General features: G+C 60.7%; 24 protein-coding genes. 6 read left to right on the top strand and 18 right to left on the bottom strand.

The genetic code is table 11. The annotated features are described in order from the left end of the window. Nucleotides 1-54: 54 nt before the first annotated feature. Nucleotides 55-960, bottom strand: coding sequence for a LysR family transcriptional regulator (locus Q1A52_RS12045; RefSeq protein WP_300015442.1), 906 nt, complete (start codon nt 958-960; stop codon nt 55-57). Between the two features lie 114 nt (nt 961-1,074). Here Q1A52_RS12045 and Q1A52_RS12040 point away from each other — a divergent pair, with 114 nt between their 5' ends. Continuing rightward, entirely contained in the window at nt 1,075-1,416 is a 342-nt protein-coding gene (locus tag Q1A52_RS12040; protein ID WP_299783760.1) for a RidA family protein, read from the top strand. Nucleotides 1,417-1,672: 256 nt separating this feature from the next. Here the strand turns inward: Q1A52_RS12040 and Q1A52_RS12035 are convergent, their stop codons facing one another. From Q1A52_RS12035 to Q1A52_RS12010, 6 genes are all read right to left on the bottom strand, one after another. Next, entirely contained in the window at nt 1,673-2,041 is a 369-nt protein-coding gene (locus tag Q1A52_RS12035; protein ID WP_300015439.1) for a hypothetical protein, read from the bottom strand. A 111-nt stretch (nt 2,042-2,152) separates the two neighbouring features. Beyond that, on the bottom strand, nt 2,153-3,109 hold the full coding sequence (locus Q1A52_RS12030) for an AraC family transcriptional regulator (RefSeq protein ID WP_300015436.1): 957 nt from the start codon (nt 3,107-3,109) through the stop codon (nt 2,153-2,155). A 186-nt stretch (nt 3,110-3,295) separates the two neighbouring features. After that, on the bottom strand, nt 3,296-4,036 hold the full coding sequence (locus Q1A52_RS12025; RefSeq protein WP_300015433.1) for an aspartate/glutamate racemase family protein: 741 nt from the start codon (nt 4,034-4,036) through the stop codon (nt 3,296-3,298). A gap of 10 nt (nt 4,037-4,046) precedes the next feature. Then, nucleotides 4,047-5,213, bottom strand: coding sequence for a Xaa-Pro peptidase family protein (locus tag Q1A52_RS12020; protein WP_300015430.1), 1,167 nt, complete (start codon nt 5,211-5,213; stop codon nt 4,047-4,049). Next, nucleotides 5,210-6,361: an amidohydrolase gene (locus tag Q1A52_RS12015; RefSeq protein WP_300015427.1), complete on the bottom strand. Its 1,152-nt coding sequence runs from the start codon at nt 6,359-6,361 to the stop codon at nt 5,210-5,212. The genes Q1A52_RS12020 and Q1A52_RS12015 overlap by 4 nt, the downstream gene beginning before the upstream one ends. A 134-nt stretch (nt 6,362-6,495) precedes the next feature. Continuing rightward, nucleotides 6,496-6,960, bottom strand: coding sequence for an Lrp/AsnC family transcriptional regulator (locus tag Q1A52_RS12010; RefSeq protein ID WP_300015424.1), 465 nt, complete (start codon nt 6,958-6,960; stop codon nt 6,496-6,498). 103 nt (nt 6,961-7,063) lie between these two features. Here Q1A52_RS12010 and Q1A52_RS12005 point away from each other — a divergent pair, with 103 nt between their 5' ends. Then, entirely contained in the window at nt 7,064-8,113 is a 1,050-nt protein-coding gene (locus Q1A52_RS12005) for a pyridoxal-phosphate dependent enzyme (RefSeq protein WP_300015421.1), read from the top strand. Nucleotides 8,114-8,171: 58 nt separating this feature from the next. Here Q1A52_RS12005 and Q1A52_RS12000 read toward each other — a convergent pair whose 3' ends face one another. The 8 genes from Q1A52_RS12000 to Q1A52_RS11965 form a co-directional block, all read right to left on the bottom strand. Beyond that, a complete protein-coding gene (locus tag Q1A52_RS12000) occupies nt 8,172-8,366 on the bottom strand; it encodes a DUF2783 domain-containing protein (protein WP_300015418.1) in 195 nt (64 codons plus the stop codon). Beyond that, nucleotides 8,363-9,982 (bottom strand): FAD-dependent oxidoreductase, encoded by a 1,620-nt coding sequence (locus Q1A52_RS11995; RefSeq protein WP_300015415.1) that lies wholly within the window; start codon nt 9,980-9,982, stop codon nt 8,363-8,365. Before Q1A52_RS11995 ends, Q1A52_RS12000 begins: the two co-directional genes overlap by 4 nt. An 18-nt stretch (nt 9,983-10,000) precedes the next feature. Further along, complete coding sequence (locus Q1A52_RS11990; protein ID WP_300015412.1) at nt 10,001-10,951, bottom strand: MBL fold metallo-hydrolase; 951 nt, start codon at nt 10,949-10,951, stop codon at nt 10,001-10,003. An 84-nt stretch (nt 10,952-11,035) separates the two neighbouring features. Continuing rightward, complete coding sequence (locus Q1A52_RS11985; protein ID WP_300015409.1) at nt 11,036-12,517, bottom strand: aldehyde dehydrogenase; 1,482 nt, start codon at nt 12,515-12,517, stop codon at nt 11,036-11,038. A 15-nt stretch (nt 12,518-12,532) separates the two neighbouring features. Beyond that, a complete protein-coding gene (locus tag Q1A52_RS11980; RefSeq protein ID WP_300015406.1) occupies nt 12,533-13,567 on the bottom strand; it encodes an LLM class flavin-dependent oxidoreductase in 1,035 nt (344 codons plus the stop codon). A 1-nt stretch (nt 13,568) separates the two neighbouring features. Continuing rightward, entirely contained in the window at nt 13,569-14,468 is a 900-nt protein-coding gene (locus tag Q1A52_RS11975; RefSeq protein ID WP_300015404.1) for a flavin reductase family protein, read from the bottom strand. Then, nucleotides 14,458-15,270: an alpha/beta hydrolase gene (locus tag Q1A52_RS11970; protein WP_300015401.1), complete on the bottom strand. Its 813-nt coding sequence runs from the start codon at nt 15,268-15,270 to the stop codon at nt 14,458-14,460. The genes Q1A52_RS11975 and Q1A52_RS11970 overlap by 11 nt, the downstream gene beginning before the upstream one ends. Next, nucleotides 15,242-15,841, bottom strand: coding sequence for an amino acid synthesis family protein (locus tag Q1A52_RS11965; RefSeq protein ID WP_300015398.1), 600 nt, complete (start codon nt 15,839-15,841; stop codon nt 15,242-15,244). Before Q1A52_RS11965 ends, Q1A52_RS11970 begins: the two co-directional genes overlap by 29 nt. A gap of 107 nt (nt 15,842-15,948) precedes the next feature. On the opposite strand from Q1A52_RS11965, the gene Q1A52_RS11960 reads away from it, so the two are divergent. Continuing rightward, on the top strand, nt 15,949-16,848 hold the full coding sequence (locus tag Q1A52_RS11960) for a LysR family transcriptional regulator (protein ID WP_300015395.1): 900 nt from the start codon (nt 15,949-15,951) through the stop codon (nt 16,846-16,848). Nucleotides 16,849-16,965: 117 nt separating this feature from the next. Here Q1A52_RS11960 and Q1A52_RS11955 read toward each other — a convergent pair whose 3' ends face one another. Then, nucleotides 16,966-18,888 (bottom strand): fasciclin domain-containing protein, encoded by a 1,923-nt coding sequence (locus Q1A52_RS11955; protein ID WP_300015392.1) that lies wholly within the window; start codon nt 18,886-18,888, stop codon nt 16,966-16,968. A 23-nt stretch (nt 18,889-18,911) separates the two neighbouring features. Beyond that, nucleotides 18,912-19,403: a fasciclin domain-containing protein gene (locus Q1A52_RS11950; RefSeq protein ID WP_300015389.1), complete on the bottom strand. Its 492-nt coding sequence runs from the start codon at nt 19,401-19,403 to the stop codon at nt 18,912-18,914. 123 nt (nt 19,404-19,526) lie between these two features. Between Q1A52_RS11950 and Q1A52_RS11945 the strand changes: the two genes are divergently transcribed. Both Q1A52_RS11945 and Q1A52_RS11940 read left to right on the top strand, forming a co-directional pair. After that, complete coding sequence (locus Q1A52_RS11945) at nt 19,527-20,369, top strand: DUF6502 family protein (protein WP_300015386.1); 843 nt, start codon at nt 19,527-19,529, stop codon at nt 20,367-20,369. Continuing rightward, the gene (locus Q1A52_RS11940; protein WP_300015383.1) at nt 20,356-21,279 is read left to right on the top strand and encodes a DUF5666 domain-containing protein; all 924 of its coding nucleotides are present in this window, start codon (nt 20,356-20,358) and stop codon (nt 21,277-21,279) included. Before Q1A52_RS11945 ends, Q1A52_RS11940 begins: the two co-directional genes overlap by 14 nt. A 31-nt stretch (nt 21,280-21,310) precedes the next feature. On the opposite strand, the gene Q1A52_RS11935 is transcribed toward Q1A52_RS11940, so the two are convergent. Continuing rightward, on the bottom strand, nt 21,311-22,327 hold the full coding sequence (locus Q1A52_RS11935; protein WP_300015381.1) for a LacI family DNA-binding transcriptional regulator: 1,017 nt from the start codon (nt 22,325-22,327) through the stop codon (nt 21,311-21,313). A 176-nt stretch (nt 22,328-22,503) separates the two neighbouring features. Here Q1A52_RS11935 and Q1A52_RS11930 point away from each other — a divergent pair, with 176 nt between their 5' ends. Beyond that, nucleotides 22,504-23,586 carry an ABC transporter ATP-binding protein gene (locus Q1A52_RS11930; protein WP_300015378.1) on the top strand — a complete coding sequence of 361 codons (1,083 nt, stop codon included), beginning with the start codon at nt 22,504-22,506 and terminating at the stop codon, nt 23,584-23,586. The last annotated feature ends 17 nt before the right edge of the window (nt 23,587-23,603 follow it).

The raw sequence follows: 23,603 nt of genomic DNA, 5'->3' as shown, positions 1-23,603 counted from the left end.
CCCAGATTAATACGCCCCCTTACTTCAGGCACTCGGAATAAACTGTATTTTTCTTCAGGATTTCTGAAATTCCAGGCCTGGCAACAACCTACCGTCACGCTTCATCTTGGTGACCAGTTTCAGGAATTCTCGCGCCGCAGGCATAAGTGCGTTCTTGGGTTGAGACACCATATGAACACTCCGGCGCGCCGTGGCATCCACAAGTGGCAGAAATACCATGTCTTCCTGCACCCCGCTCACCGCCAATCGCGGCAAAACAGTAATGCCAACGCCCTCCCGCACCAGACCAAGAAGAGATGCAGAGCTGGGCACCATGAGCCGGGATTTGGCGAGTAGCGGCGCAAAATCGGGATCTGTGATCAGCTTACAGAGACCATTTGCGATCAGAATATGATCCCCCATATCGGCCCAGGTCAGTTGATCCCAATTCTCAGCAAGAGGATGATCCTTGCGACACACAACGCCAAACGCGTCGTTGAAGAGTTCGATGCGCGGCAGGCCGTCAATCTCAGAGAGTGTGCCAATCCCGATATCTGCCCGTTCGCGGGCCAGTTCCCGGGCGACGGCCGCGGAATCCATATCCCGGATATCAATGTGGACTTTGGGAAACTTCCGCAGAAATTCAAAAACCACGGAGGGCAGAATGACACTGGCCACCGAAGGCGTCACTGCCAGCCTCAGATACCCCAGTTCGGATCGGGAAATGCCCTCTATCACCGATACCGTATTCTCGAAATGGCTCACCTCGCGGCGGGCCTCCGCGAAAATCAACTCACCGACAGGGGTGAGGCGCGACTTGCGCGCGGTTTCGAACAGCGCAACGCCCACATGGTCTTCGAATTGCTTGAGCATCATCGACACCGCTGACGGGGTCCGTCCAAGCGCGTCGGCAGCCTCGGACAGGCTCCCCCGCTGTGCAACGGCGGTGAAGCATCTGAGCATTTCGATCTTGATTGCCATGTTAAGCATACCTGAAATAGATTTAACAAAATCACGATTGCCTTAATTGTGTGCTCATGTCCATAAATGGCCCAGGCCTGGCGGGTCCTTTGAACTCAAACGCAAGGAAATGGGATGATTGAACGCATCGAAACCGGTGAACGCTCTTCCAAGATCGTGAAACACAATGGCGTGGCTTACCTGACCGGACAGGTTGCCGAGGGTGACACGATCCAAGAACAGGTGCGCAGCTGCCTTGAAAAAATTGATGACCTTCTGCTCAAGGCCGGATCGTCCCGAGAAAACATGCTCCGAGTGACCATCTGGCTGGCAGATATGCAGGACTTCGCGGGTCTGAACGAAGTCTGGAACGCGTGGGTGCCGACGGGCCACGCGCCTGCCCGAGCTTGTGGTGAAGCGAAACTCGCGCGTCCCGAACTGAAAGTCGAGTTCATTGTGGATGCGGCATACATGTAAAAGGCAGCCGGATGAGCGAACAGGAGGCACCCGATGAATTGGGTACCTCCTGTTCTTTGCCTACGGGTTTTGCATTCCGGACGGTCAGGCACATCTCGCATTGGCCTCACAGTTTACTTTTATTTTGTAGTGCCCTCTTACGTCTGCGCGTAGTCCTCTACCAAGCCTGACCTGGGATTTGTTCGGTCATAAGCTTTTCCAAAGCACTCCGGGTGGCATCTGGTTTGCAGTCCCGGAGTGCGCTCGTCGCGACCACTCAGGCGACGGCAGGCTCCTCGTCAGGTTTGTGTAATCCGACCACCGCCAGAACTGTAAGACCGAGGACCATGTAGTACCAGAATTCGATGCCTGCGAAGCCCAAGAGCAACGGTGCGGCGACGAAGGCCACGCCGACCAGCCCGTCAACCGCCAGGTGAAGACTGTATGGCAAAACCCGGAAAACGCCGAGATGATGATCGGTCAGAACGGTCAGCGCAAAGGCTGCGACACCGGTTACGACCGACAGCCAGAATGCCAGCATATTGCCGGCCCCCAGACCAAACAGAAAGGGCATGGCCATCAGGCCGAGCGCGACGGGATAGTCGAGATAAGCGTGGATAGATTTTGTGATGAAACGTGGAAGCATGTTGAACTCTTCTCCTCATTTGCAGGCCGCCAAGCGGCGTTGATGAGAAAGACATAAGGTGAGCTATTTGATCAAACTATGCCCATTCGTCCCCATTTTCTTGCAGATCGTTCAATACACAGAATGATTGGTGCGATTAAGCTGTCTAAAGCGCGCGGGTGTCATACCCGTTTCTTTTTTGAATACGCGCGCAAAGGCGGAATCCGAGGCGTAACCTGCACTCTCCGCTGCATCTGAGAGAGACGTATCAGGGCGCTGCAGTGTCTTCTTTGCCATCTCCATACGCCAGCCTGTGACATACTCCATCGGCGTCATCGACATCTTTTTCTGAAACGATACGGCAAAACTTGTCCGTGACATACCGGCAGCAGTGGCGAGCGCTTCCACCGTCCAAGTCTTGCTGGGGGCCTTGTGGAAAGCTTCCAGAGCCCGATGCAGATTCTTGTCCGAAAACGCGCCGAGCCCCCATCTGATCGTGTCGCCGGTCTCGATGAAACTGCGCACCGCTTGCGCTAGAATGGCCTCTGACATTTTCAGCGCGATCAAGTCACCACCCATCTTTTTCCGTCCCGCCTCGTCGCCGATCACCCGCAGGGTGGCCTCCATCCATTTGCCCGCTACCTCGCCGTAATTTTCAAGATGGATCAGGGGCGGTAGCCGATCCATCAGTATGTGCTTGGCATTGGGCTCGAACGCAAAATGACCACAGATCAACTGCGTCTCGCTCAGCGGCTCGTCACCACCGTAGACAAGCACCCCGGAGCCATCGAAACCCGATGCCTGCAGCACGGTATCGAGCGGCATGATCGTACGTTCCGGATCATGTCCGCAATAGAGATCATGAGCCGTGCCGTGGGGTATGATGATCAGATCACCCTGGGCAACGTTGACGGGCTCCTCAACACCCTTCACCCGCACCAGGCAACTGCCCCGATGCGCGAAGTGGAAGCGCGCGACATTCTCGTAACTCGGAACGGCCACGCCCCAGGGTTTTGTGAATGACGTGCGGAAATAGAGCGTGCCCCGCATCGACAGGTTGGTCAGGATATCGCTGAGCAGATCGAGCATTGGATCAGTCTATTCAGACCTCCGACAATGTACAGCCTCCCGAACGATCTGAGTCAAAATAAGGACGGTTGAGCACATACTGATACCAAGTGGGCGAAAATTCTGAGGCGGCTCAGAAGGTAACCCATGGAGATCGATCCGGAGATCCGTCTATTCATAAAGCAGAACTGGCGACGAGGATCGATCCTATGCAAACAGTCGGCCAAGTCCGGGCCGGGCTCCCTCTACCCCCGCGAGGGTCAGCATATGCCAGGCAAGGGCCTGATTGCTCGTGATAACGGGCACGCCAGTCTTCCTCTCCGCTTCGGCAATGATCCCGAGGCAGCGCAGATTGGTGCAGGACACGACAATGGCATCACATGGCGCCTTTGCGGAGACGGCTTCAACCGCAGCAACAATCGATGCTGGCGTGATCCGCGCGACCACCCGGTCGTTGCCTTCTTCGAAAGAGCCAAAACTTGCAATCTCGAACCCGGCAAGTTCGAGATTGTGCCGCATTCGCGCGGACACGTCGGCGACATAGGGTGTCACGAAACCAAGACGCTGCGCGTCGAGTGCGCGACCTGCGGCAATGATTGCAGCCAGAGGGTCCGTCACTTGCGCGCCCGAACACGTCGCAGCGACAATATCTGCCACCCGATCTGATCCGATCACACTCGATGCAGAGGTGCAGCCGAACCCAATGGCATCGAAGTCCAGCGCTGTTGGCAGAAGGCCCGCCGCCGTCGGTAGCGCCGTCTCCATCTGTGCCAGAGTATCAGGCCGGACTTCCGGCACCATCGGAATCCGGCTGACGTAAAGCGCGATGCCATCGCCCTTCACCAACTGCCGGAACTCATGCTCCAGCGTCTCGTCGGTTTCCAGAACGATCACACCCAAATTGGCGCGCGTGCCGATTCCATCATCCGTCTGGTACGCGAGTTTCATGCCACCACTCCTAAATCACCGGCAAGTCTGGTGCGGCGCGGTCGGTCAAAAGCTCGGCCCCGCCCGCGCGCACGACGATGTTTTCCTCATGCACCATGATGCGACCGTCACCGTAGGATAGGGATGGTTCAATGGTCAGCACCATGTTTTCTTCGATCACCGTGTTGTCCCAGGCGGCATGCGACGGCCATTCGGTCAACTGCATGCCCAAACCGTGACCAAGGCGCCCCACGTCTCCGCCTGCGGCATCAAGCTCGGAGATGACAGTTTGCATCCCGTGGAAAAGGTCGCGGCATGTGGCCCCCGGGCGCGCGGCGGCGATGCCCGCTTCGGTCGCGCGCCAGAGAACGTCATAAGCGCGCTGCGATGCATCATCCGCCGTGCCAATGGCCCAATTCCGGTCGAAATCACAGAAATAGCCGTCCCAGGTGGCACCGGTGTCCAACATCAGGACATCCCCTTTTGCCAGAGGACGGCGCGACGGCGGCGAGATCACATCGTAATATCCACCCCGGTACGCACCGCCGACAAGATAGGGTACGTCGTCGGCTCCAAGCGCCAGAGCTGCCCGACGAAACGCCCGAAACACCTCTGCCAGAGGCATGCCCTCCCGGGCAACCTCCGGCACCTCGGCAAAACTGCGAGAGCCGATGGCGCAAATATGTCGGATTTTCGCAATCTCCGCGTCGGATTTCACCATCCTGAGACCGCGCACCAGATCGGTGGCATCGACCAGTCGAAGCCCCGGCAGCGCCGCCGAGAGCCGTTCGAAGTCAGCTAAGGGCATCCTCAAATGGGTCTCATGCCCCTTCATGAGGCCAATGGCCGCGCCTGAGCGTGCGAAAGGCGCAAGTAGATCGGTCAGCAGCCCGATCCCATCGTCTCGCGGTGCAGGGGCGCTCCAGGTGCGGATGTCATCCACCCACGTCCGGCGCATGAGGTCCGCACCAATCTCGGGAATGATCGCAACAGGCTTGCCCGAGGCCGGTACAAACAGGAACCAGGGCCGGGTCGGGCTTTGCCAGAAAAGCGTGTGGAACCCGCTGAAATAGCGCACCTCTGCTTCGGTCGTCAGCAACAGACCGGCCAGACCCGCCCCTGCCATGGCGGTCTGAGCCTTGGCCGTGCGATCTGCAAATTCGCTTTCGGGAAACCCGCGATCTGGCGTTTCGGTCACGGCTGATCCTTTCGCAAAGGTAGTCGATCCTGAACCAGCTGCATCCAGAAGGTAGCCCCGATCGCCAAGAGGTCATCGTTGAAGTCATAGTCCGAAGCGTGCAGCGGGCGGCCATGACGTCCCGTTTCTCCATTGCCGAGCAAGAGGAAACATCCCGGCACTGCGACCGCGAAATGGGCAAAATCCTCGGAAAAACTCATCGCAGGCCGATCCCGCACAAGCGTGCAGCCCGCCATCTCTGCAGCCCGGTAGACGGCCTCGGTCGGGCCGCCTGCGTTGATCGTCTCAACGAATTGCGTGTCAAAGGCAACCGAAATACCGACATTATGCGCGACCCCGATGCCGTCGGATATTTGCCGAACGAAATGCGCGATGCGCGCACGGTCGTCAGCCGAGCGCGCTCGGAAATCTCCCTTCAGGACCGCCTTGCCCGGCAAGACATTCCTTTGCCCGTCGGTCAGAAACTCCGTCACCGACACCACCGCACCGGCGGCGGGCGCCAGTTTGCGGGCGACCACGGTCTGCAAAGCCAATACGATCTCGGCGCCGACCGTGATTGCGTCGACGCCGGTCTGGGGCATTGATGCATGACCACCTTGCCCCTCTATCTCGATCTCGAACAGCGTCTCGCTGTTGCAAATGATGCCGACGCGGGTCGAAACCTCGCCCAAAGGCGCGCCGGGCAGATTGTGGATGGCATAGATTTCATCCACAGGAAATCGGTCCAAAAGGCCCTCGTCAATCATCGCCCGGGCACCAAGACCGTGTTCTTCATTCGGCTGAAATACAAAGACCACGGTGCCGTCAAAAGAGGGGTTCATAGCCAAGCGCTCCGCCGCGCCAAGCAGCATGGTCGTGTGCCCATCATGACCGCAGGCGTGCATGACACCGGGGCTGCCCGAGACGTAATCATGGGTCGATGTTTCCGTGATCGGCAACGCATCCATATCCGCGCGCAGCGCAATCGCCCCATGCCCTTCCCCCGAACGGAGAATACCAACAACACCCGCGCCTTCATGCACCTCCAGTCCCAATTCCCGCAAGCGCGTGGCAATGACGCCCTTGGTACGCGTCTCCTTGAAGCCGAGTTCCGGATGGCGATGTAAATCGCGCCGGAGCTGTGTCATCCGCGTCTCAAAATCAGTCATGTCCGCGCCTTTCGCCACCATGCGTCCAGCTTAGCGCAATGCGATGCGCGGTTGGCATCGTCTGAGTGCGCAACCTGCAGAAATATTTTCATGGATCCAGCCGCAGATGCGCGTTTCTATCGGCGGCCCAACCATCAGATCGGGATGCTCAGGCTGACCTTGGTGCGGTCCATCGCCACTGAGGTCCGAAACCGCCGCACATTCGAGTTCTCAAAGAACAGCCTGTGCGTCAGCGTCTCGAAATCCTGCATGTCCTTTGCTGAACAGATCAGGATGAAATCCGCGTCACCAGTGACATAGTAGCATTGCTGAACCTGCGGTTCTGCCGTCGCGCGTTTGCGAAATAGCTCGAGTTGCTGCAGCGATTCCCGTTCCAGCTCGACCATGACGATGAAGGTCATCTTGTAGTCGAATTTCGCCGGGTTGAGGACGGCAATCTCCTTTTCGATGAGCTTTGCCTGCCGCAACCGTTTCAGGCGACGCTGCACCGAAGGCACCGACAAGGCGCATTCATGGGCAAGTTGTTCCAGACCGATGCGGCAGTCGGTCTGGAGGGTGCGCAGGATCGTTAGGTCTGTTTTATCGAGATCTGTTGTCATGTTGTGTTTCGACGCTCCCCTGCTTAAATCACGCAAAATATTATCGCTGACTTTACAAAGAACGCAAAATACATCGCATGAAAAGCCCGTAACGTGCTGAACTATGACACATACAGATTCTCTGGACTTCTCGCCAAATGTCGCCACTGCCCACGCGTTTTTCCGGGCGCAAGACAAGTACAAGCCCACGCCACTCGTTGAAATTGCCGGTCCACACGGTGGCACTGTTCTGACCAAAGATGAGACGAACCGCATGGGGTTGGGCGCGTTCAAGGCGCTCGGGGCACCCTATGCCGTTGCCCGGATCCTGCAACAGCAATGGCACGCAAAAACGGGTGAGGTTCCCACACAGGATCGCATGGGTGATGCTGATCTGCGTGCCTTTGCAGCCACACAGACCTTCGTCTGCGCCAGTGCGGGCAATCACGGCATGGGTGTCGCGGCTGGGGCGCGGGACGCCGGGGCTGCGGCCCGCATCCACCTCGCCAACACCGTGCCGGAAAGTTTCGCGCAAAGGCTGCGGACGCTGGGGGCATCGGTTGTCCGTTCCGGCGCGGTGTATGAGGAAAGCGTCGCCGCCGCGATCAAGGACGCAGAGGCCACCGGCGCCGTTTTGCTCGCCGATGGGACCTGGCCGGGCTACACGGAGGTCCCGAAATGGGTGATGGAAGGGTATTGCGTCATCGCCGAAGAGCTTCGGGAGAGCTTTGAGACATCGGGGCAGTGGCCCACTCATGTCTATCTGCAGGCAGGTGTCGGCGGGCTGGCTGCTGCGATGGCGCATATGATCCGGTTGAACTGGGCGGAGCAGCCGGAGCTGGTGGTGGTGGAACCTGCCGCTGCGGCCTGCCTTCAGGCCAGCCACAAGGCGGGGCAACCAACCCGTGGGAACGGGCCGGAATCTGCAATGGGCCGGCTGGATTGCAAGGACCCGTCCATTGTGGCCTGGGCTGCGCTCGAACGCTGTGATGTGCGCTACGCAACACTTTCGGAAGAAGAAGGTGAGGCCGCCGCTGCACGCGTCACTGACCTGGGGCTTCCTACATCGCCGTCGGGGGCCGCTGGCTACGCTGCACTCTGCCAGGAGGCCGCGCAACACGCGCAAAACAAGGCGTTCCGACCGCTTGTCATCGTTTCGGAAGGCCCGGCTTAGCCGCACGTCTGCGCAGATCGGAAAGCCACCCTTTGTCTTCCGAAAGCGATCTCCGCCCTCATTCCGATCTTTTGCGCGCCGCTGCAAGGGCCTCGCGCAGCACATCGACATCCCCGACGTGATTGGCCAGCACGAGGATCAATCTTGCGTTCAACGCGTCGCTCTCATCCTTGCTCAACCCCTGATGCGCCGCCAGCAACAGGTCGTAGAACCCATCCGGGTCGGGGATATTCGGCTCAAGGTTCAGGGTCATCCCGCGTCCTTTCCCAATGCGGTTTGCATCGCTGCTCTCACCTCATCAGCGGAAACCGCAGGCCACCGCGCCACCACGTGCTGGTCCGGGCGGAGCAGATATACGGCACCCGCCGCATCCCCGAGATAGCGGTCCGCCAGAAGCGGATTGCCCTCTGCGCTCAAGCTCAGATGGGTCAACGGCACCCCATCTACCGCCCCAAGATCCGGCGCGGGTGCATCAATGCACAAGAGCGTAAACCCTTCCGGCAGATGATCCAGAAGATGACTTTCACCCAGTGGTGCATCCACCGCAGGTGCCCCCACCCGCGTCCGTTTTGGCCACTCCAACAGGTCCGGGCCGTTCAGGGACAATCCGTCATACACACACGGCACCGACAACCGTCCCGAATTGACCAGCGGTCGCGCAAAAGCGTGCTCCCGCGCAAGCGCCAGCACGGCATTCCGGAAAATTTGGCTGATCTCACTTTTCGGCGTCAGGAAATCGGTGGCGCGGGTGGAATTGAGGATGTTTTCATCCGCCCCATGCACACGCTCGTCGGAATAACTGTCCAGTAGCCGTTCCGGCGCAAGTCCCCGGATCACCAGATCAAGCTTCCAGGCCAGATTATCCGCGTCCTGTATGCCGGAATTTGCCCCGCGCGCGCCAAAGGGTGAGACCTGGTGCGCAGCGTCCCCGGCAAAGAACACGCGGTCATGGCGGAACGCCTGCATCCGGCGGCACTGGAACGTGTAAATCGATGTCCATTCCAGCGTGTATGCGACCCCCTCGCCCAGCATCGCATCAACCCGCGCACGGACATTTTCCTCTTTCAGCTCCTCGGCGCGATCGATGTCCCAGCCCAGTTGGAAATCAATCCGCCAGATGTCGTCCGGCTGCTTGTGCAGCAACGCCGACTGACCGCTGTCCTTGAAGGGCGGCTCGAACCAGAACCAGCGTTCGGTCGGGAAGTCTGCCGTCATCTTAACATCGGCAATCAGGAAGTTGTCCTCGAAGACGCGCCCCTCAAAACTCAACCCCATCATATCGCGCAGCGGAGAGCGCGCGCCGTCGCAGGCCACGAGCCAGTCGGCTTCGACCCGGTAGGGGCCGTCCGGTGTCTCGACGGTCAGAACGACATGATCTGCGGCTGGCGTAAGCCCCGTCACCGCATTGCAGCCCCGAATTTCGATGGGTGCGCCGTCGTCCTGCGCCCTGCGGATCTCATCGACGATGAATTTCTCAAAATAGGGCTGTTGCAGGTTGATGAAGGCGGGGTTCTTATGTCCGCCTTCCGGCTGCAGGTTGAATTCGAAAACCTGATCATCCCCATGAAAGACCTTGCCGACATTCCAGACGACACCCTTGTCCACCATCGCCTGCCCGGCGCCGAGGCGGTCCGCAATCTCAAGCGTACGCTTGGCGAAACAGATCGCGCGGCTGCCGTGCCCAACCCCTTCGTGATCGTCCAGCACCAGCACCGGTGTGCCCTTGCGCCCCAGATCAAGCGCCAGCGCCATGCCGATGGGTCCGCCGCCGACGATGACTACCGGGTGTCGCTTGGGCGGCAGGTCCTGATCCGGGACTTTCTCGTAGGGGTAAAGCCGGAAAGCGATGTCATATCTGACGTCCACCATATCGCGCCCTCCCCGCCGTCAGCCCTGCAGCTGCTCCCACATCTCCAGATCGCGTTTGTCGGTCCAGATCCGCGGTGTGTCGATGCCGCGCGCTTCGTCATAGGCACGGGACACGTTGAAGGGCAGGCAGTGTTCGTAGATCGCGTAGTCCTTGAACTTGGGGTCACAGGCCGCGCGCACGGCATCCCACGCCTCTTTCAGCGATCCGCCCCGCGCAGCGACCCGGGCCGCCGGTGCATAGGTGCTGTCGATGAAATCGCGGGTCGAGGCAATCGCGCGCTCGACCGCCTCCTTACCGATCAGCGCCCCGCCGCGCCCCGGCGCAATCGCGTCAACATCATAGGCGGCAATCGCATCCAGCGTACCGCCCCAATCGCCGAAATGCCCGTCACCGCAATAGCAAGCGGAACGATCTTCCACGATATCGCCGGTGAACATCACGTTCTGATCCGGCACGTGGATCACCGCATCCCCAGCCGTATGAGCACGACCCAGGTGTTTGATATCGACCCGGCGCCGCCCCAGATAGACGGTCATGGCATCGTTGAAGGTCGTGGTGGGCCAGGTCAGACCGGGGATGCTTTCATACCCTTCAAACAGGCGCGGGAACCGCTGGAATTCGCTGTCCCAGTCTTCCTGCCCCCGTTCGGCGACCATGGCGCGGGCGGTCTCCGACATGATGATCTGATCGGCCCCATAGGCCGACGCCCCAAGAACCCGCACCGCGTGGTAATGCGTCAGGACAAGGTGGCTGATCGGCTTATCAGTGACTTCGCGCACCTTTTCGATCACCTTGCCCGCCAGCCGCGGCGTGGCCTGCGCTTCGACAATCATCACGCTGTCATCGCCGATGATCACGCCGGAGTTCGGATCCCCCTCTGCGGTGAAGGCCCAGAGCCCTTCGCCGATTTCATCGAAGGTGATTGTTTTTTCCGACATATCCCCTTGGGATGCGAATGCCTTGGCCACCTGCTGTTTCCTCCCTACGGCGCATTTCCACCTCCCGCAGCTACCAGTTGCTTTTGTAACTAACAACGGGTTTGAAGGGGCAGTTCAGCGCATGACGAAAGGATTGGCCATCGGGTCCTCGGACGTATCGATCCAGGTGGTTTTTGTGCGGGTATAGTCGAGGATCGCCTCCTGTCCCGCTTCGCGACCGTAACCGGATTGATTGAATCCCCCGAAGGGCGCCATGGGGGAAATCGCGCGGTAGGTGTTCACCCAGGTAATCCCTGACCTGATGCGCCGCGACACACGGTGGGCCCGCGCCACGTTCTGGGTGAAAACACCCGATCCGAGGCCGAAGTCACTGTCATTCGCCAATTGGATCGCCTCTTCCTCGGTGTCGAAGGGGATCAGCGTCATCACTGGGCCGAACATCTCAACCGCTAGTGTCTCCACACCCGGCCCGTCCGCCAGTACCAGTGTCGGTTGGAAATAATGCGCACTGTCGCCACCCGCGCGACTGCCGCCAAAGGCAGTGCGCGCGCCCTGCGATTTGGCCTTGGCCAGCGTCGTTTCGATCTTTTCCACCTGTGCCATGGTGCAGAGCGGTCCAAGATGCGTGGCCGGATCATGCGGATCCCCCACCACCAAATCGCGACATTTCGCCGTGATCGCCGCGACCAGCGCGTCGTAGACGGGACGCTGCACCAGACCGCGCGTGCCCGCCACACAGGACTGTCCGGAGGCGCCGAAATTGCCCGCGATCAATCCGTTGGCGGCGGCATCCAGGTCCGCATCCTCAAACACCAGAATGGGTGATTTCCCCCCCAACTCCAATGTGGTGACGGCGAAATTTTCCGCAGAGTTGCGCACAACATGGCGCGCGGCGTCCGGCCCGCCGGTAAAGGCAATCCGGTCCACGCCGGGATGACGGGTCAGCGGAATGGCGCAATTCTCTGCATCCCCGGTCAGGACGGAAACGACGCCGGGCGGAAATCCGGCTTGCTCGATCAGCCTGGCAAACTCCAACATTGGAGCGGGCGCGATTTCAGAAGCTTTCAGAACCACAGCGCATCCTGCCGCAAGGGCGGGCGCTAGCTTGGTTGCCGCCAGAAACATCTGCGCATTCCAGGGCACGATGGCGGCCACCACGCCGATGGGCAGGCGCTGCGTAAAGACATGCATGTCGGGTTTGTCGATGGGCAGCACCGCGCCCTCTATCTTGTCGGCCAGCCCGGCATAATATCGATAGTAGTCTGCCACATAGCCGGTCTGTGCCCTTGTCTCCGCAGCGAGCTTGCCGCTGTCTGTGGTCTCGATCCGGCCCAGATGCTCGGCCTTCTCTGCCACCAGATCGGCCAGGCGATAGAGCAGTTTGCCCCGCGCGGTCTGGCTGATGTCCCGCCAGGCAGGCGCATCGAGTGCTGCCTGTGCCGCCGATACCGCGTCCGACACGTCCTCGGGACTCGCGCAATCGAAACGGGCCCAGGCCTCCCCCGTTGCCGGATTTACGCTCTGTAACGTCTGACCTTGCGATCCGGCACGCCACTGGCCCGCGATGAAAAGAGAGTAGTGAGGCAGATCGGGCATGGTCCCTCCGAAGGTTTAGCAGAAAGCTGGCATGACCTGATCGATGAAGCGCGCAAGCGAGGCGCGCTTGCGCTCGAAACTCATCCCGCTGTCGATCCAGAAGGAAAACTCATCATAGCCAAGGTCTTCGAAACGTTTGAGCCGGTCGATCACCTCCTGCACCGTGCCCACGGTCAGATCGCGCCGCATGTTCTCCGGGCACATCATCGCGTTTTGCGCCATGTCATCCACGCTGATCTTCTCCATCAACCCTTGAGACACCGGCCGCTTGTTCTGAAACCAGGCACCGAAGTAATTGTAGAACCGGCTGAGTTCCTGCGCTGCCAGATCGACATCCTCTGCGTCCGACCCGACATAGGTGTGGTGCAGCAGCATGATCTTGGGCTTTGGACCGGCGTGGGTCGCACAAGCGGTCTTGAAAGTCGCCATCAGTTTTTCGATCTCCGCGTCGCCCTGCCAAAGCGGGGTGACCTGCACATTGAACCCGTTCTGGACGGCGAATTCGTGGCTGTTGGGATCGCGCGCGGCGACCCAGATCGGCGGGCCATCCTGCTGCAGCGGCTTCGGCGCAGAGGTGGTGGGCGGAAAACTGTGGTAGGTGCCGTCATGGGCACAATCCCCCGCCCACAAGGGCCGCAGCAGCGGCAGGGTTTCCCGCATCCGCTGCCCCGCATCCCAGGCGTCGAGCCCCGGCATCATCCGCTCGTACTCGTAAGAGTAAGCGCCCCGCGCCGCACCGATTTCCAACCGCCCGCCGGTGATCACATCGGTCATCGCCGCCTCGCCCGCCAGCTTGATGGGGTGCCAGAAGGGGACGATCACCGTCCCGGTGCCAAGCCGCACGTTCTGCGTATGGTGGCTCAGATCCACCAGCGTGGTGAAAGGGTTGGGTGCAATCGTGAACTCCATGCCATGATGTTCGCCCGTCCAGATCGCCCGCATCCCACCCTGATCGGCCATCTTGCACAGCGCCACGAACTCCCCGTAAAGCGCCTCGTGCGGCTGATCGGCTCTCAGCCGTTCCATATGCGCAAAGAGTGAGAATTCCATCTCAATCCCTCCCTTGGGCGGGCAGCACGTCACCCGCCTCTGCGTCGCCGACGTAGAGCCCGAAGCTCTGCGTACGGTGTTCCTGTTGAAACCGCTCCAGCAGGGCGCGCACGGCGGTGTTTTTCACACTTGCGGCATCCAGCGTCGCGATCTCATGGGCCTGCAGCCCCGGTTGCGTGCCCTTGGTCCTGCCGCGAAAGACGATGTGCCTGCGACTGTCCGCTTCGTCGTAGATGGCGTAGACGACGCTCAGATCCGCCCGGATGTGCCGCGCGACAAGCCCGGCCTCCAAAGCGCTCAGCGGGCTCTCGCCCTTTTCAACCGGCACCATCGGCAACTGCCCCTGATCCGTCAGGTAAATCCTTGCCCCATCCTCCAACAACACGCTGGCACGCGTTGCGGCCGCATCCGCCGCTTCGGCCTTACGCTCCTTGGCCTGCGAGAAATAGCCATCGGGCCCGTAGCCAAGGCCGGGCCGCGCGGCATCATCGAAGTGAGAGACCTGGCCGATCAGCACGATGTGATCGCCCGCCGCGACCACGGAAGATGTCGTGCAGACAAATCCCGCGGCGCGTCCTGCAATGAGGGGCATGCCGTCCGCTTCTTCCCAGTCGCACTCTGCAAACCTGTCAGCGGCGCGGGATGCAAAGAGGTTGGCGACGGCCTCCTGTCCCTCCGCCAAGATGCTGACCCCGAACTGCGTGGCGTCGCGAAAGGCGTGAAAACTGCTCAGGTGGTTGCCGGGGCAAACCAGCAGCATCGGCGGATTGAGCGACACGGAGGAAAAGGAATTGGCGGTGAAGCCCACCGGCTCCCCGGTTGCAGTCCGCGTGGTGACCACCGTGACCCCGGTCAGGAACCGGCTGAGGGCCGCGCGCAGGGTTGTCCGATCAATCCGCATCAGCTTGGATCCTGCGGGTGAAACAGCTGTGCAGAGCCTCCGCCACCGCCTCGGGATGGGTCATCGGCATCATATGCGCGGCGCCTGCGACGATCACTCCCTGACCAAACGGCGCCTTCGCCGCCATGGTCTGTGACATCCCAGGCGTCGAGTTCGGATCATCCGCCCCGGTCTGGAACAGGGTCGGCATTTGCAGACGCTGCAGCTTGTCTTCAGATGGCCCGTCGTGCCACGCAAAAATCCCGTAGGCGGTTGCGTAGCCATCGGGATCGACCTGCGTCAACCAACTCCGGCACGCCGCAGCGGCCTCCGCCGTTGCTCCGGAGGGCGCCACCCCAAACCAGCGCGCGAGGGTCGGCGCAGGATCAGGCGCGGTTAAGTGCGTCAAAGCCGCCGCCCTGCTCTGGACAGCGGCAGCGGCTTCGGCAGACCGGCGGTAGATTGCATTCAGACCTGCAACCGCCTCCACCCTTTCGGGCGCTTGCGCTGCCACTTCCACAGCAACCATCGCACCCATGGAATGACCGGCCAAATAAATGGGTGCATCCAAGGTATGGATGAAGGTCAATACCCGCGCCACGTAGTCATTCAGCTGTGCTGCACCGGCCAGCGGTGATGCGCCGTGCCCCGGCATGTCCAGCGTGTAGACCGTAAAGTCGGGCGCAAGGGCCTGAGAAACCGCGTTCCACGCTTCCGCGCGCAGCCCGACACCGTGGATCAGAACCACTGCTGGACCGCGCCCTTCGACGCAATAGGCCAGCGCACCGGCGCCTTCAGACCGCTGCCGGGTTGTCCACGTCATGGCCCATTTCCTTCAGATCCTGATATCTGTCCCCGATCCGGTGGTGCGGACGTCCGCTTGTTGCGGCCCCCAGCGCGATGACCAGTTCGTCGGCGCGCGGCGCATCCGAAATGGCGAAATGGACTGTCAGGTAATGTGACCGACGCCCGGCATCATTCTTGTCCATCAGAGGGATCTGGATGGGCGCATTCGCCCCGCCGCGAATATTGGTGAAGGCGAGGTAGGATTTCGCCCCGACCGCCTGCCGGAAGTGATTGCCGAACCGCAACGTGTGGATCAGGCCCGAGGCATGCTCAATCTCTCCGTCCAGCCCGACCACGGCGGCCTTGCCGAAGGCTTCGATCTTCTCGCCGCCCCCGGTCATTGCCGTTACCCGTTCGGTCAGCAAGGCGCCCAGCGGCGGGCCGAAGGCCTGGATCACCGGGCTGAGATCCTCGACAAAGCGCCCGGCCCAGGGGTTTTTGACTACGGCTGCCGCGGCGCACATCACCCACGGCTCGGCTGCAGGCTTGAAGCCCTCCACCAGAACATCTTCCTGATATGTAACGATTTTCCGGATATCCGGCTGCATGACCACACCTCTCCCTGTTGTCGGGAAACCCTATCCACGGGAAAAGCGTGTGACAAACGATAGAAAATGATATGAACTCATTAGATAGTTTAATGAGATTACCTCCTATGTCGAAATCCTTGCCTCCGCTCACGTGGTTCCGGGCGTTCGAAGCCGCGGCACGGCACCTGAGCTTTACCCTCGCCGCAGACGAGCTGGGCTTTACGCAATCCGCGATCAGCCAGCATGTGCGGGCTCTCGAAGACCGGCTGGGATGTCAGCTTTTTGTGCGCGCGAACCGGTCGTTGCAACTGACAGATGCCGGGCGCCTGCTGGTGCCGGATGTGACGGCAGCCATGGGCCTGCTGACCCAGGCCGTGCGCCGGTTTATACCCGAAGGCGATCGGGCAAAGCTGACCATCGCGACCAGTGCCAGTATCGCCCATTTCGTGATCGCTCCACATATTGCTGCTTTCACTGCGTGCCATCCGGACATTGCGCTGCAGCTGATCACGACGATCTGGCCGGATGACTTCGCCGCCAGCACCGCAGACATCGAGATCCGCTTTGGCGCGCCAGGGGTTGTGGGGGGCGGTGCCAGCCTGCTGGAACCGTCACATCTGCATGTCGTGGCAGCGCCTCAGGTCGCGGACACATTGCCGAAGTCCGTACACTTGGCAGATCTGCGCGCCTTTCCTTTGATACAGGCGGTTGGCCTGTCAACGGGATGGACCAACCTGTCACGTCAGCACAAACTCGCAGAGGCTTTAGAGAGCGATCTTTACGTCGATACCCACGGCATGGCGGTGGACCTTGCCATCGCCGGGGCCGGTGTCGCCCTGACCCATTGTCAGATCACGCGCAACGCGATCCAGCACGGTGACCTTTGTGAGATCGCCCTGCCACATGTCCCTGCAGAAGAAGGGTATTACGTCGCCCTGAAGGCCACCGCGCTGCCGGAACAACAACAGCAGTTCGTTGACTGGTTTCTGGAGGTTACGAAGCCATCCCCTGTGCTCGGGGGCTGACCACCAGGAAAGCTGCGAAGCGCATCCATCCGGTCGCAGGACCGCGCCGCGTTCTGAACACTGACCCGGCACCGTCAATTTTGCGGCGCCGGGCGTGCGAGCCAAATGTGGCAACCGCTAGAAAATGAAATCATCTTCCGTCAGATTTAAGCGCGTGCCCTGCACCAGAATGCTCTGATCGTCGCTCAGCGTGATCTCCGCCCGATGGCCACGGACATGAATGGCATCCTCCAGCTCGGCGAAACTTTCGAACCTTGTGCCGCTGAGATCAATCAGGTCCAACCCGTCTTCAAAGCCGATGACGCGGTCGTGCCCATCCCCGGTGTTGAAGATAAAGATATCCGCATCCCGCCCGCCAAAGAGCTTGTCGTTGCCCAGACCGCCGGTCAGCATATCCATACCGCGCCCGCCCGCGATGACGTCATTGCCGTCGCCGCCAAAGCCGACATCATCACCACGCCCCAGCGAAATGAAATCCCGCCCGCCATTGCCATCGACCAGATCATTGTCGCGCCCGGTGCGGATGTGGCTGTTGCTATCGTCATCGATGATGAAATCCACATCGTTCGACCCGTCGGATTGCAGCAGGTCCGCAGGCAGGAGCACCCCGTCCAGCACATGCGCAATGCCGTTCGAGGCCGCAATATCGGTTGCAATCAGCGTCGGATCGGGCACGTCCGGGTCGGCATCCACCAGCGTAGCTCCATCGACCCCCAGCGTACCGCCCTGCAGGGTTTCGATTTCTGTGGCGGCCAGCACTGCCTCTGATCCAAGCGCCTCAGGGGCTACGTGATAGGTCAGAACCTCGGTCAGGAGCGGGATCGGATCGCCACCGCCCAGAAGTGTCAGCGCTTCCACCAAATAAGCAAAGGCCTCGCCTTCATCACTGCCCTCAAACCCAAGTGCCTGCGACAGGCCGACAAAGGCCGCGTCGTTGGGTGCAAAAACCGTCAAGTCAGCCTCCGGATCGTCCAGCGCTCCGGTCAGGTTCGCCGCCTGCACCGCGTTGAACAGCAAATCGAAGTCGGTCCCGTCCTGATCGAAGGTACCCCCGCTGGCTGCGACGATACCGGCCAGCGTCGGCAACTCCGGCTCCGGCGGCGTGTTGCCGGGGATGTCGATGGGCAGCAGCACCCGGTCGATCACCTGAAGGGTGCCATTTGCCGCCGGGATGTCCTCCGCCACGATGTTCGGATTGGCAACGTCAGGCTCGTTGTCCACAAGCTCGGTGCCCTCCGATCCGAACGTCGCCCCGTCGAGCAGTGTCGTCACCTCACTGGCGGCATCGACTTCCTCGGCGGTCTTGGCGCCCGGAGACACATGATAAAGCAGGATATCCGCAAGCAGGGGGATCGGGTCGCCATCTGGCGCAAGCCCGGCCAGCGCGTCGGCGATGAAGCCAAAGACCGCGTCTTCATCCGTCTGGTCGCCGTCAAAGCCCAGATCAACCGCCAGCGCAGTGAAGGCAGCGTCGGTGGGGGCAAAGACGGTGATGTCATCCGAGGCCCGCACTGCCCCTACCAGACCCGTGACCGTCAAAGCCTGCACGAGGATGTTGAAATCATCAGATCCTGCCGCGATGTCGACAATGTTGGGCGGTGGCGTCGGCAGATCCCCCGCAGAGAGGTCATCGTATTTCAGCCCGCGGAACACATTGGCGCTGCCCCCGACGGTGAGCGTCACCCCCGCAGGCGGCACAGGCCCGAGAAAGGTGAAGCTGTCCGGCAACCGGCCCGGCTGTTCCAGCTCCACCAGCCGGTAAGTCTGACCGTTGTCGCCGTAGAGATGCCACACCTGTTCAGCATAGAGGCGACCGCCATTGCCGACCTCCTCGCCATCGCGGGTAATGGTTGCGGTCTGGCCGGATCGGTCATCGCCACGCTCGTTTCTAAACGCGTCGCCCGACAGGTATGCGTCGTCATCGGTCACGCTTAAGTCGAGGGTTGCCGCTTCAGGCATTGTGAAACTGGTGTGTCGGGCAATGTGGCCTGCACCAAAGAGATCGGCCGAGGCGAACCCGGTGAAAGTAAAAACACTCATGTTAAAATCCTCTCAGTCTTGGATCAGGGCAAAAGCACTTTGTCGATCACGTGGATCACGCCGTTCGAGGCCGCGATATCCGCGCTGACCACCGTTGCATTGCCGACTTTCACGCCATTGCGCCCGTCAACCTTCAGGGCCTTGCCGTTCACGGTTGTGGGGCTGAGGCGCTTGCCCGCCACATCCGCCGCCATCACTTTGCCGGGCAGCACGTGGTAGGTCAGGATCGCGGTCAGCTGGTCTTTGTTCTCTGGCTTCAGCAATGTCTCAACGGTGCCTGCGGGCAAGGCGGCAAAGGCCTCATCGGTTGGCGCAAACACTGTGAAAGGGCCATCGCTCTTCAGCGTGTCCACCAGATCGGCGGCGCTCACTGCGGCGACCAGTGTGTCGAAGGAGCCCGCTGACTGCGCGACCTCGACAATATCGGGATTGGGCGGCGTGGTGGTTCCGGCGCATCCCGCAAGGGCCACAGTCGCGGCCAGAGCAGATGCCTTCAGCAGTTTCGAAAACGTCATCAAGTGGGTCCTCCTCTATATACGTGTGCATTTTACACACATGCATGCGACATATCTGTACCGAACACCGGAATTGGCAAGATTTTTGTGGAAATTTTGCACACTTGCACCCATGTTGCCGCCATGACTGCGCGCGACCCCATCTCTCAATCCCGCCTGTTCGAGCGGGCGCTGAGATGTCTTCTCAGGCCATTGGTGCACGCGCTGATTGCGCAGGGCGTGTCTGCTCCGGCACTCTACCGGATCGTGAAACAGACCTACGTGGAGGTCGCGTCCGATGATCTGGGCGCGGCGGCAACTGACAGCCGGATCACGGTGTTGACCGGGGTACACCGGCGCGACGTCAAAGAATTTCGCACCCGCGATCAGGAAGAGGACGGCGAGACACAGCGCAAGGTTTCCATCCTGCTGACCGTGGTGGGACGCTGGATGTCGGACCCTGTCTATCTTGATAACGGCCAGCCTCGCGTCCTGCCCCGTTTTGGTCAGGACGGCCCGAGTTTCGAAACGCTGGTCCAGTCTATCAGCAGAGACATACGGCCCCGTACGGTGCTGGATGAATTGACGCGGCAAGGCATCACGGGCGTTGACGAGGATCAGGTCAGCCTGATGTCAGAGGGTCTGATTGGCTCTGCGGATACTGATCAGAAACTGCATTTCTTCGCGCACAACCTGGGGGATCATATGCAGGCGGCGGTTGAAAACCTGCTGTCCGATGACCCGCAACATCTGGAACGCGCGGTGTTCTACAACCACCTCAACGCGGCATCCGTAGAGGAGGTCGAAAGCGAGGCGCGGCGTCTTTCGATGAATGCCTTGCGGCAAATCAATGCGCTGGCCGCGGGCAAACAGGCAAAAGACAAGACAGAGGCCTCTGCCACCCACCGATTCAGATTTGGCGTGTTTTTCTACAAGGAAGATGAAGACGCCGAGACAAAAGGAAAGACCTCAGATGACGACCGGTAAACTCTCCCGCCGTGCAGCCTTGGCCGCAGGTCTGTCCGGCCTGATGCTGCCCGGCACTGTCTGGTCGCAATCGGCGGAGCGCGAGGTCGAAGGCGGGATCGGCGGCACCGGGATCGTCGGTGTGCTGACCGACTTCGGCAGCCTGATTGTCGGCGGCAACCGCGTGCAGACGGATGCGGCAACTCAGTTCAGCGATGGCTTCGGCGGCCTGCGCGAAGAGGATGTGCAGATCGGCGATAGCCTGACGGTCGAGGCGACCGGCGCTCCCGACGCCCTGGTCGCACGCCGGGTACAAGTGACACATCCGTTGGTCGGACGGATCAGTGCCGCATCTGAAGACGGACGCAGGGTGACGATCAATGGAGTCGAGGTTGTGATCGGCCGCCGTGATCGCGGATTTGTCGTTGGCGATCGTGTCGCGGTCTCCGGCCTGTGGCAGGGCACGCGTGTGATGGCGAGCCGTCTCACCGTGGCGCGTTCCGATCTGGATCTGATCGCAGGCGACGTCAAGCGCAGCGCGGGAGACATACGCCTTGGTACAGTTTCCGTGCGGGGCCGAGGTGTTGGCGCTCTGGCACAGGGCTCCTTTGCAAGCGCCACCGGTCGCTATGACGCGGATACCGGACGCTTCCGGGTCGACACGCTGAGCACGCAACGTTTTGTCGGCGCTGCCGGGCCGTTGGCCCGCCTGTCCATAGAAGGATACCTCGAACCCTCTGACATGGCACCGGGCTACCGGATTTCCGGTCTCGGCCACAGTTTCGAACGGACCCTTGATCTGCGGCGATATGCCGAGGCGCGGGTTCGGTTCAGCGGCGCCTATACGGGGCGGTTTGCCGCCAACAGCGCGGTGATCTTACCCGAAGCTGCGGAGGCACGCCGCCGGTTGCTGCACCGACTGAGCCGGTAGCACCCAGGAAGACGATCCCGCGCGGTCTTTGTCAGATCTGCGCCCGCGTGGTTTCACCCGGAATCAGTTCCAACGGCAGGGGTTTGCTCTTTTCCGTCGGCACCCCGTTGATCCGCGCCAGAAGCTGGGTGGCGCCCGTGATCCCCATCAGGCGCCGCAGCGTCCGAACGGTTGTCAGTTTCCTCGGCAGCACGCTTGCCAGATCCAATTGATTGAAACCGACGATACCGAGGTCTTGCGGCACGGACAGCCCACGCATCTGGCAGCACATCAACCCGCCAAAGGCCATGTGGTCATTGAGATAGCAGATAATGTCGGGCGCGCCCGCGCCCAACAGCTCGGCTGTGCCGTCAAAGCCCGTGGCGAATGAATTGCCGGACTGCGGGCGGGCAGAAAGCACCTCGGTCCCTCTTTCGCGCGCAAACACATCCCGGAGCCCTGCAAGGCGATTGTCGGCGCGCGTGTCGTGCCCGCGCGGGGTGCTGACAAAAGCCGGACGACGATACCCAAGGGACACTGCGTGATCCCCGATCATCTGGCCCGCCCTGTAGTGATCGATCCCGACGCAGATATCGATTGGGGTGTCCGTGTGATCCCATATCTCCAGAACCGGAATGGGCGAGGCCCTGAGCAAGTCCACCGTCTCCGGCTGGTGATCGAGGCCGGTGAGGATGATGCCTGCAGGCTGCCAGGACAACAGGCGACGGACCCAGCTCAGCTCCGCCTCGGGGCTGTATTCCGTGGTGTCGATCACACTGGAATAGCCCGCTGAATCGAACGTCCGTCGCATCCCGTTGAGGATGTCAGCAAAAACCTCACCCGCGAAGGTCGGCAGCGAAATACCGATCAGGTTGGAGTTCGCGACGGCGAGGGAACGGGCATTGCTGTTGGGCACATATTTCATCTCGCGGGCAATCCTGAGGATCTCCCTGCGCTTCTTTTCGGACACCCCGTCGACCCCGCGAATGGCGCGCGAAACGCTCATGATACTGACGTTCGCGCGGGCTGCGACGTCCTCGATCTTGGCTGGGTGATGCTTTTTATTCATGAAACCACTACGTTCGGACGCAATTTTTTGCATTTATTTTCAATGTATTGAACCTCAAATAACGTTAACGCTAACGTTCATTTTCGCTTTTTCGCTTCGTTATTGGAACCCCTTTCGGCACTCTGGAGCCCAGAGCTGGGAGGCTCTTCAGGGAATTCGGCGCGTCAGGGGGGCAAGTGCCACGTATCGTTTTTGATCAGGTGTCAAAGAGCTATGGCGCGGTGGAGGTTCTGCCTCCCTTCGACCTGCATCTTGACGATGGGGAGTTCACGGTTCTGGTTGGTCCGTCGGGCTGCGGCAAGTCCACGACCTTGCGGATGCTGGCAGGGTTGGAGACGCTGTCCGGTGGCGAGATCTTTTTCGACGACACACCGATCAGCAGGCTGGATCCGAAAGAACGGGACCTTGCGATGGTGTTTCAGGACTATGCGCTCTACCCGCACATGAACATCGCCAAGAACATGTCCTTTGCCTTGCGTCTCGCCCGTGTGTCGAAATCCGAGATCGAGACCAAGGTGCAACGGGTGGCAGAGATGCTGAACATCGCACATTTGCTGGACCGCAAACCGGCGGAGTTGTCGGGCGGGCAGCGCCAGCGGGTCGCAATGGGCCGGGCGCTGGTGCGCGACGCGGGGACGTTTCTGTTCGACGAACCGCTCTCGAACCTCGACGCCAAACTGCGCGGCAAGATGCGCGCGGAGCTTGCCGAGATGCGCGACACCATCGACAAGAACATGGTCTACGTGACCCATGATCAGGTCGAGGCAATGACCCTCGGCGATCGGATCGTCGTGATGAGCGACGGGTTTATCCAGCAGCAAGGCACGCCCGAGGAACTCTTCAAGGCACCGGTCAACAAGTTCGTGGCGGGGTTCATCGGCGCGCCGACGATGAACTTTGTGGACGGGGATCTTATTGATGAAAAGGGCACGCTCTGGGTGCGCGGCGACGGGTTTGCCTTGCCGCTGACCGCCGACGCGGGCCAGCGTCTGGCAACGGCCAAGGATCGCGCCGTGACGGTCGGACTGCGCCCCTCCAGTTTCACCACCGATCTGACACAAGGCGCCCCCATTGAGCTGAAAGTGGTCGTGTCCGAATACCTCGGCGCGCAATCGGTGCTGGTCACCCGCTGCGGCGGCGCAGAGATATTGGTGGAGACGCAAAGCGCCTCGCCTGTCCGCTCCGGCACCGAACAGACCTTTGGTGTGCTCACGGATGAAATCATGATTTTCGACAAAACGTCCGGGCTCCGGCTCTGACACATCAGAAATAGCAT

This window comes from uncultured Roseobacter sp. (genome assembly GCF_947488185.1).
Classification (GTDB): domain Bacteria; phylum Pseudomonadota; class Alphaproteobacteria; order Rhodobacterales; family Rhodobacteraceae; genus Roseobacter.
Note: the sequence above shows the minus strand (reverse complement) of the source record. Positions and strands in the feature narration are given on the sequence as shown.

Bases quoted from the DNA above. Each gene is read 5' to 3' on its own strand.
- Q1A52_RS12045 (WP_300015442.1), bottom strand. From the start codon at position 960: ATGGCAATCAAGATCGAAATGCTCAGATGCTTCACCGCCGTTGCACAG.
- Q1A52_RS12040 (WP_299783760.1), top strand. From the start codon at position 1,075: ATGATTGAACGCATCGAAACCGGTGAACGCTCTTCCAAGATCGTGAAA.
- Q1A52_RS12035 (WP_300015439.1), bottom strand. From the start codon at position 2,041: ATGCTTCCACGTTTCATCACAAAATCTATCCACGCTTATCTCGACTAT.
- Q1A52_RS12030 (WP_300015436.1), bottom strand. From the start codon at position 3,109: ATGCTCGATCTGCTCAGCGATATCCTGACCAACCTGTCGATGCGGGGC.
- Q1A52_RS12025 (WP_300015433.1), bottom strand. From the start codon at position 4,036: ATGAAACTCGCGTACCAGACGGATGATGGAATCGGCACGCGCGCCAAT.
- Q1A52_RS12015 (WP_300015427.1), bottom strand. From the start codon at position 6,361: ATGACTGATTTTGAGACGCGGATGACACAGCTCCGGCGCGATTTACAT.
- Q1A52_RS12010 (WP_300015424.1), bottom strand. From the start codon at position 6,960: ATGACAACAGATCTCGATAAAACAGACCTAACGATCCTGCGCACCCTC.
- Q1A52_RS12005 (WP_300015421.1), top strand. From the start codon at position 7,064: ATGACACATACAGATTCTCTGGACTTCTCGCCAAATGTCGCCACTGCC.
- Q1A52_RS12000 (WP_300015418.1), bottom strand. From the start codon at position 8,366: ATGACCCTGAACCTTGAGCCGAATATCCCCGACCCGGATGGGTTCTAC.
- Q1A52_RS11995 (WP_300015415.1), bottom strand. From the start codon at position 9,982: ATGGTGGACGTCAGATATGACATCGCTTTCCGGCTTTACCCCTACGAG.
- Q1A52_RS11985 (WP_300015409.1), bottom strand. From the start codon at position 12,517: ATGCCCGATCTGCCTCACTACTCTCTTTTCATCGCGGGCCAGTGGCGT.
- Q1A52_RS11980 (WP_300015406.1), bottom strand. From the start codon at position 13,567: ATGGAATTCTCACTCTTTGCGCATATGGAACGGCTGAGAGCCGATCAG.
- Q1A52_RS11975 (WP_300015404.1), bottom strand. From the start codon at position 14,468: ATGCGGATTGATCGGACAACCCTGCGCGCGGCCCTCAGCCGGTTCCTG.
- Q1A52_RS11970 (WP_300015401.1), bottom strand. From the start codon at position 15,270: ATGACGTGGACAACCCGGCAGCGGTCTGAAGGCGCCGGTGCGCTGGCC.
- Q1A52_RS11965 (WP_300015398.1), bottom strand. From the start codon at position 15,841: ATGCAGCCGGATATCCGGAAAATCGTTACATATCAGGAAGATGTTCTG.
- Q1A52_RS11960 (WP_300015395.1), top strand. From the start codon at position 15,949: ATGTCGAAATCCTTGCCTCCGCTCACGTGGTTCCGGGCGTTCGAAGCC.
- Q1A52_RS11955 (WP_300015392.1), bottom strand. From the start codon at position 18,888: ATGAGTGTTTTTACTTTCACCGGGTTCGCCTCGGCCGATCTCTTTGGT.
- Q1A52_RS11950 (WP_300015389.1), bottom strand. From the start codon at position 19,403: ATGACGTTTTCGAAACTGCTGAAGGCATCTGCTCTGGCCGCGACTGTG.
- Q1A52_RS11945 (WP_300015386.1), top strand. From the start codon at position 19,527: ATGACTGCGCGCGACCCCATCTCTCAATCCCGCCTGTTCGAGCGGGCG.
- Q1A52_RS11940 (WP_300015383.1), top strand. From the start codon at position 20,356: ATGACGACCGGTAAACTCTCCCGCCGTGCAGCCTTGGCCGCAGGTCTG.
- Q1A52_RS11935 (WP_300015381.1), bottom strand. From the start codon at position 22,327: ATGAATAAAAAGCATCACCCAGCCAAGATCGAGGACGTCGCAGCCCGC.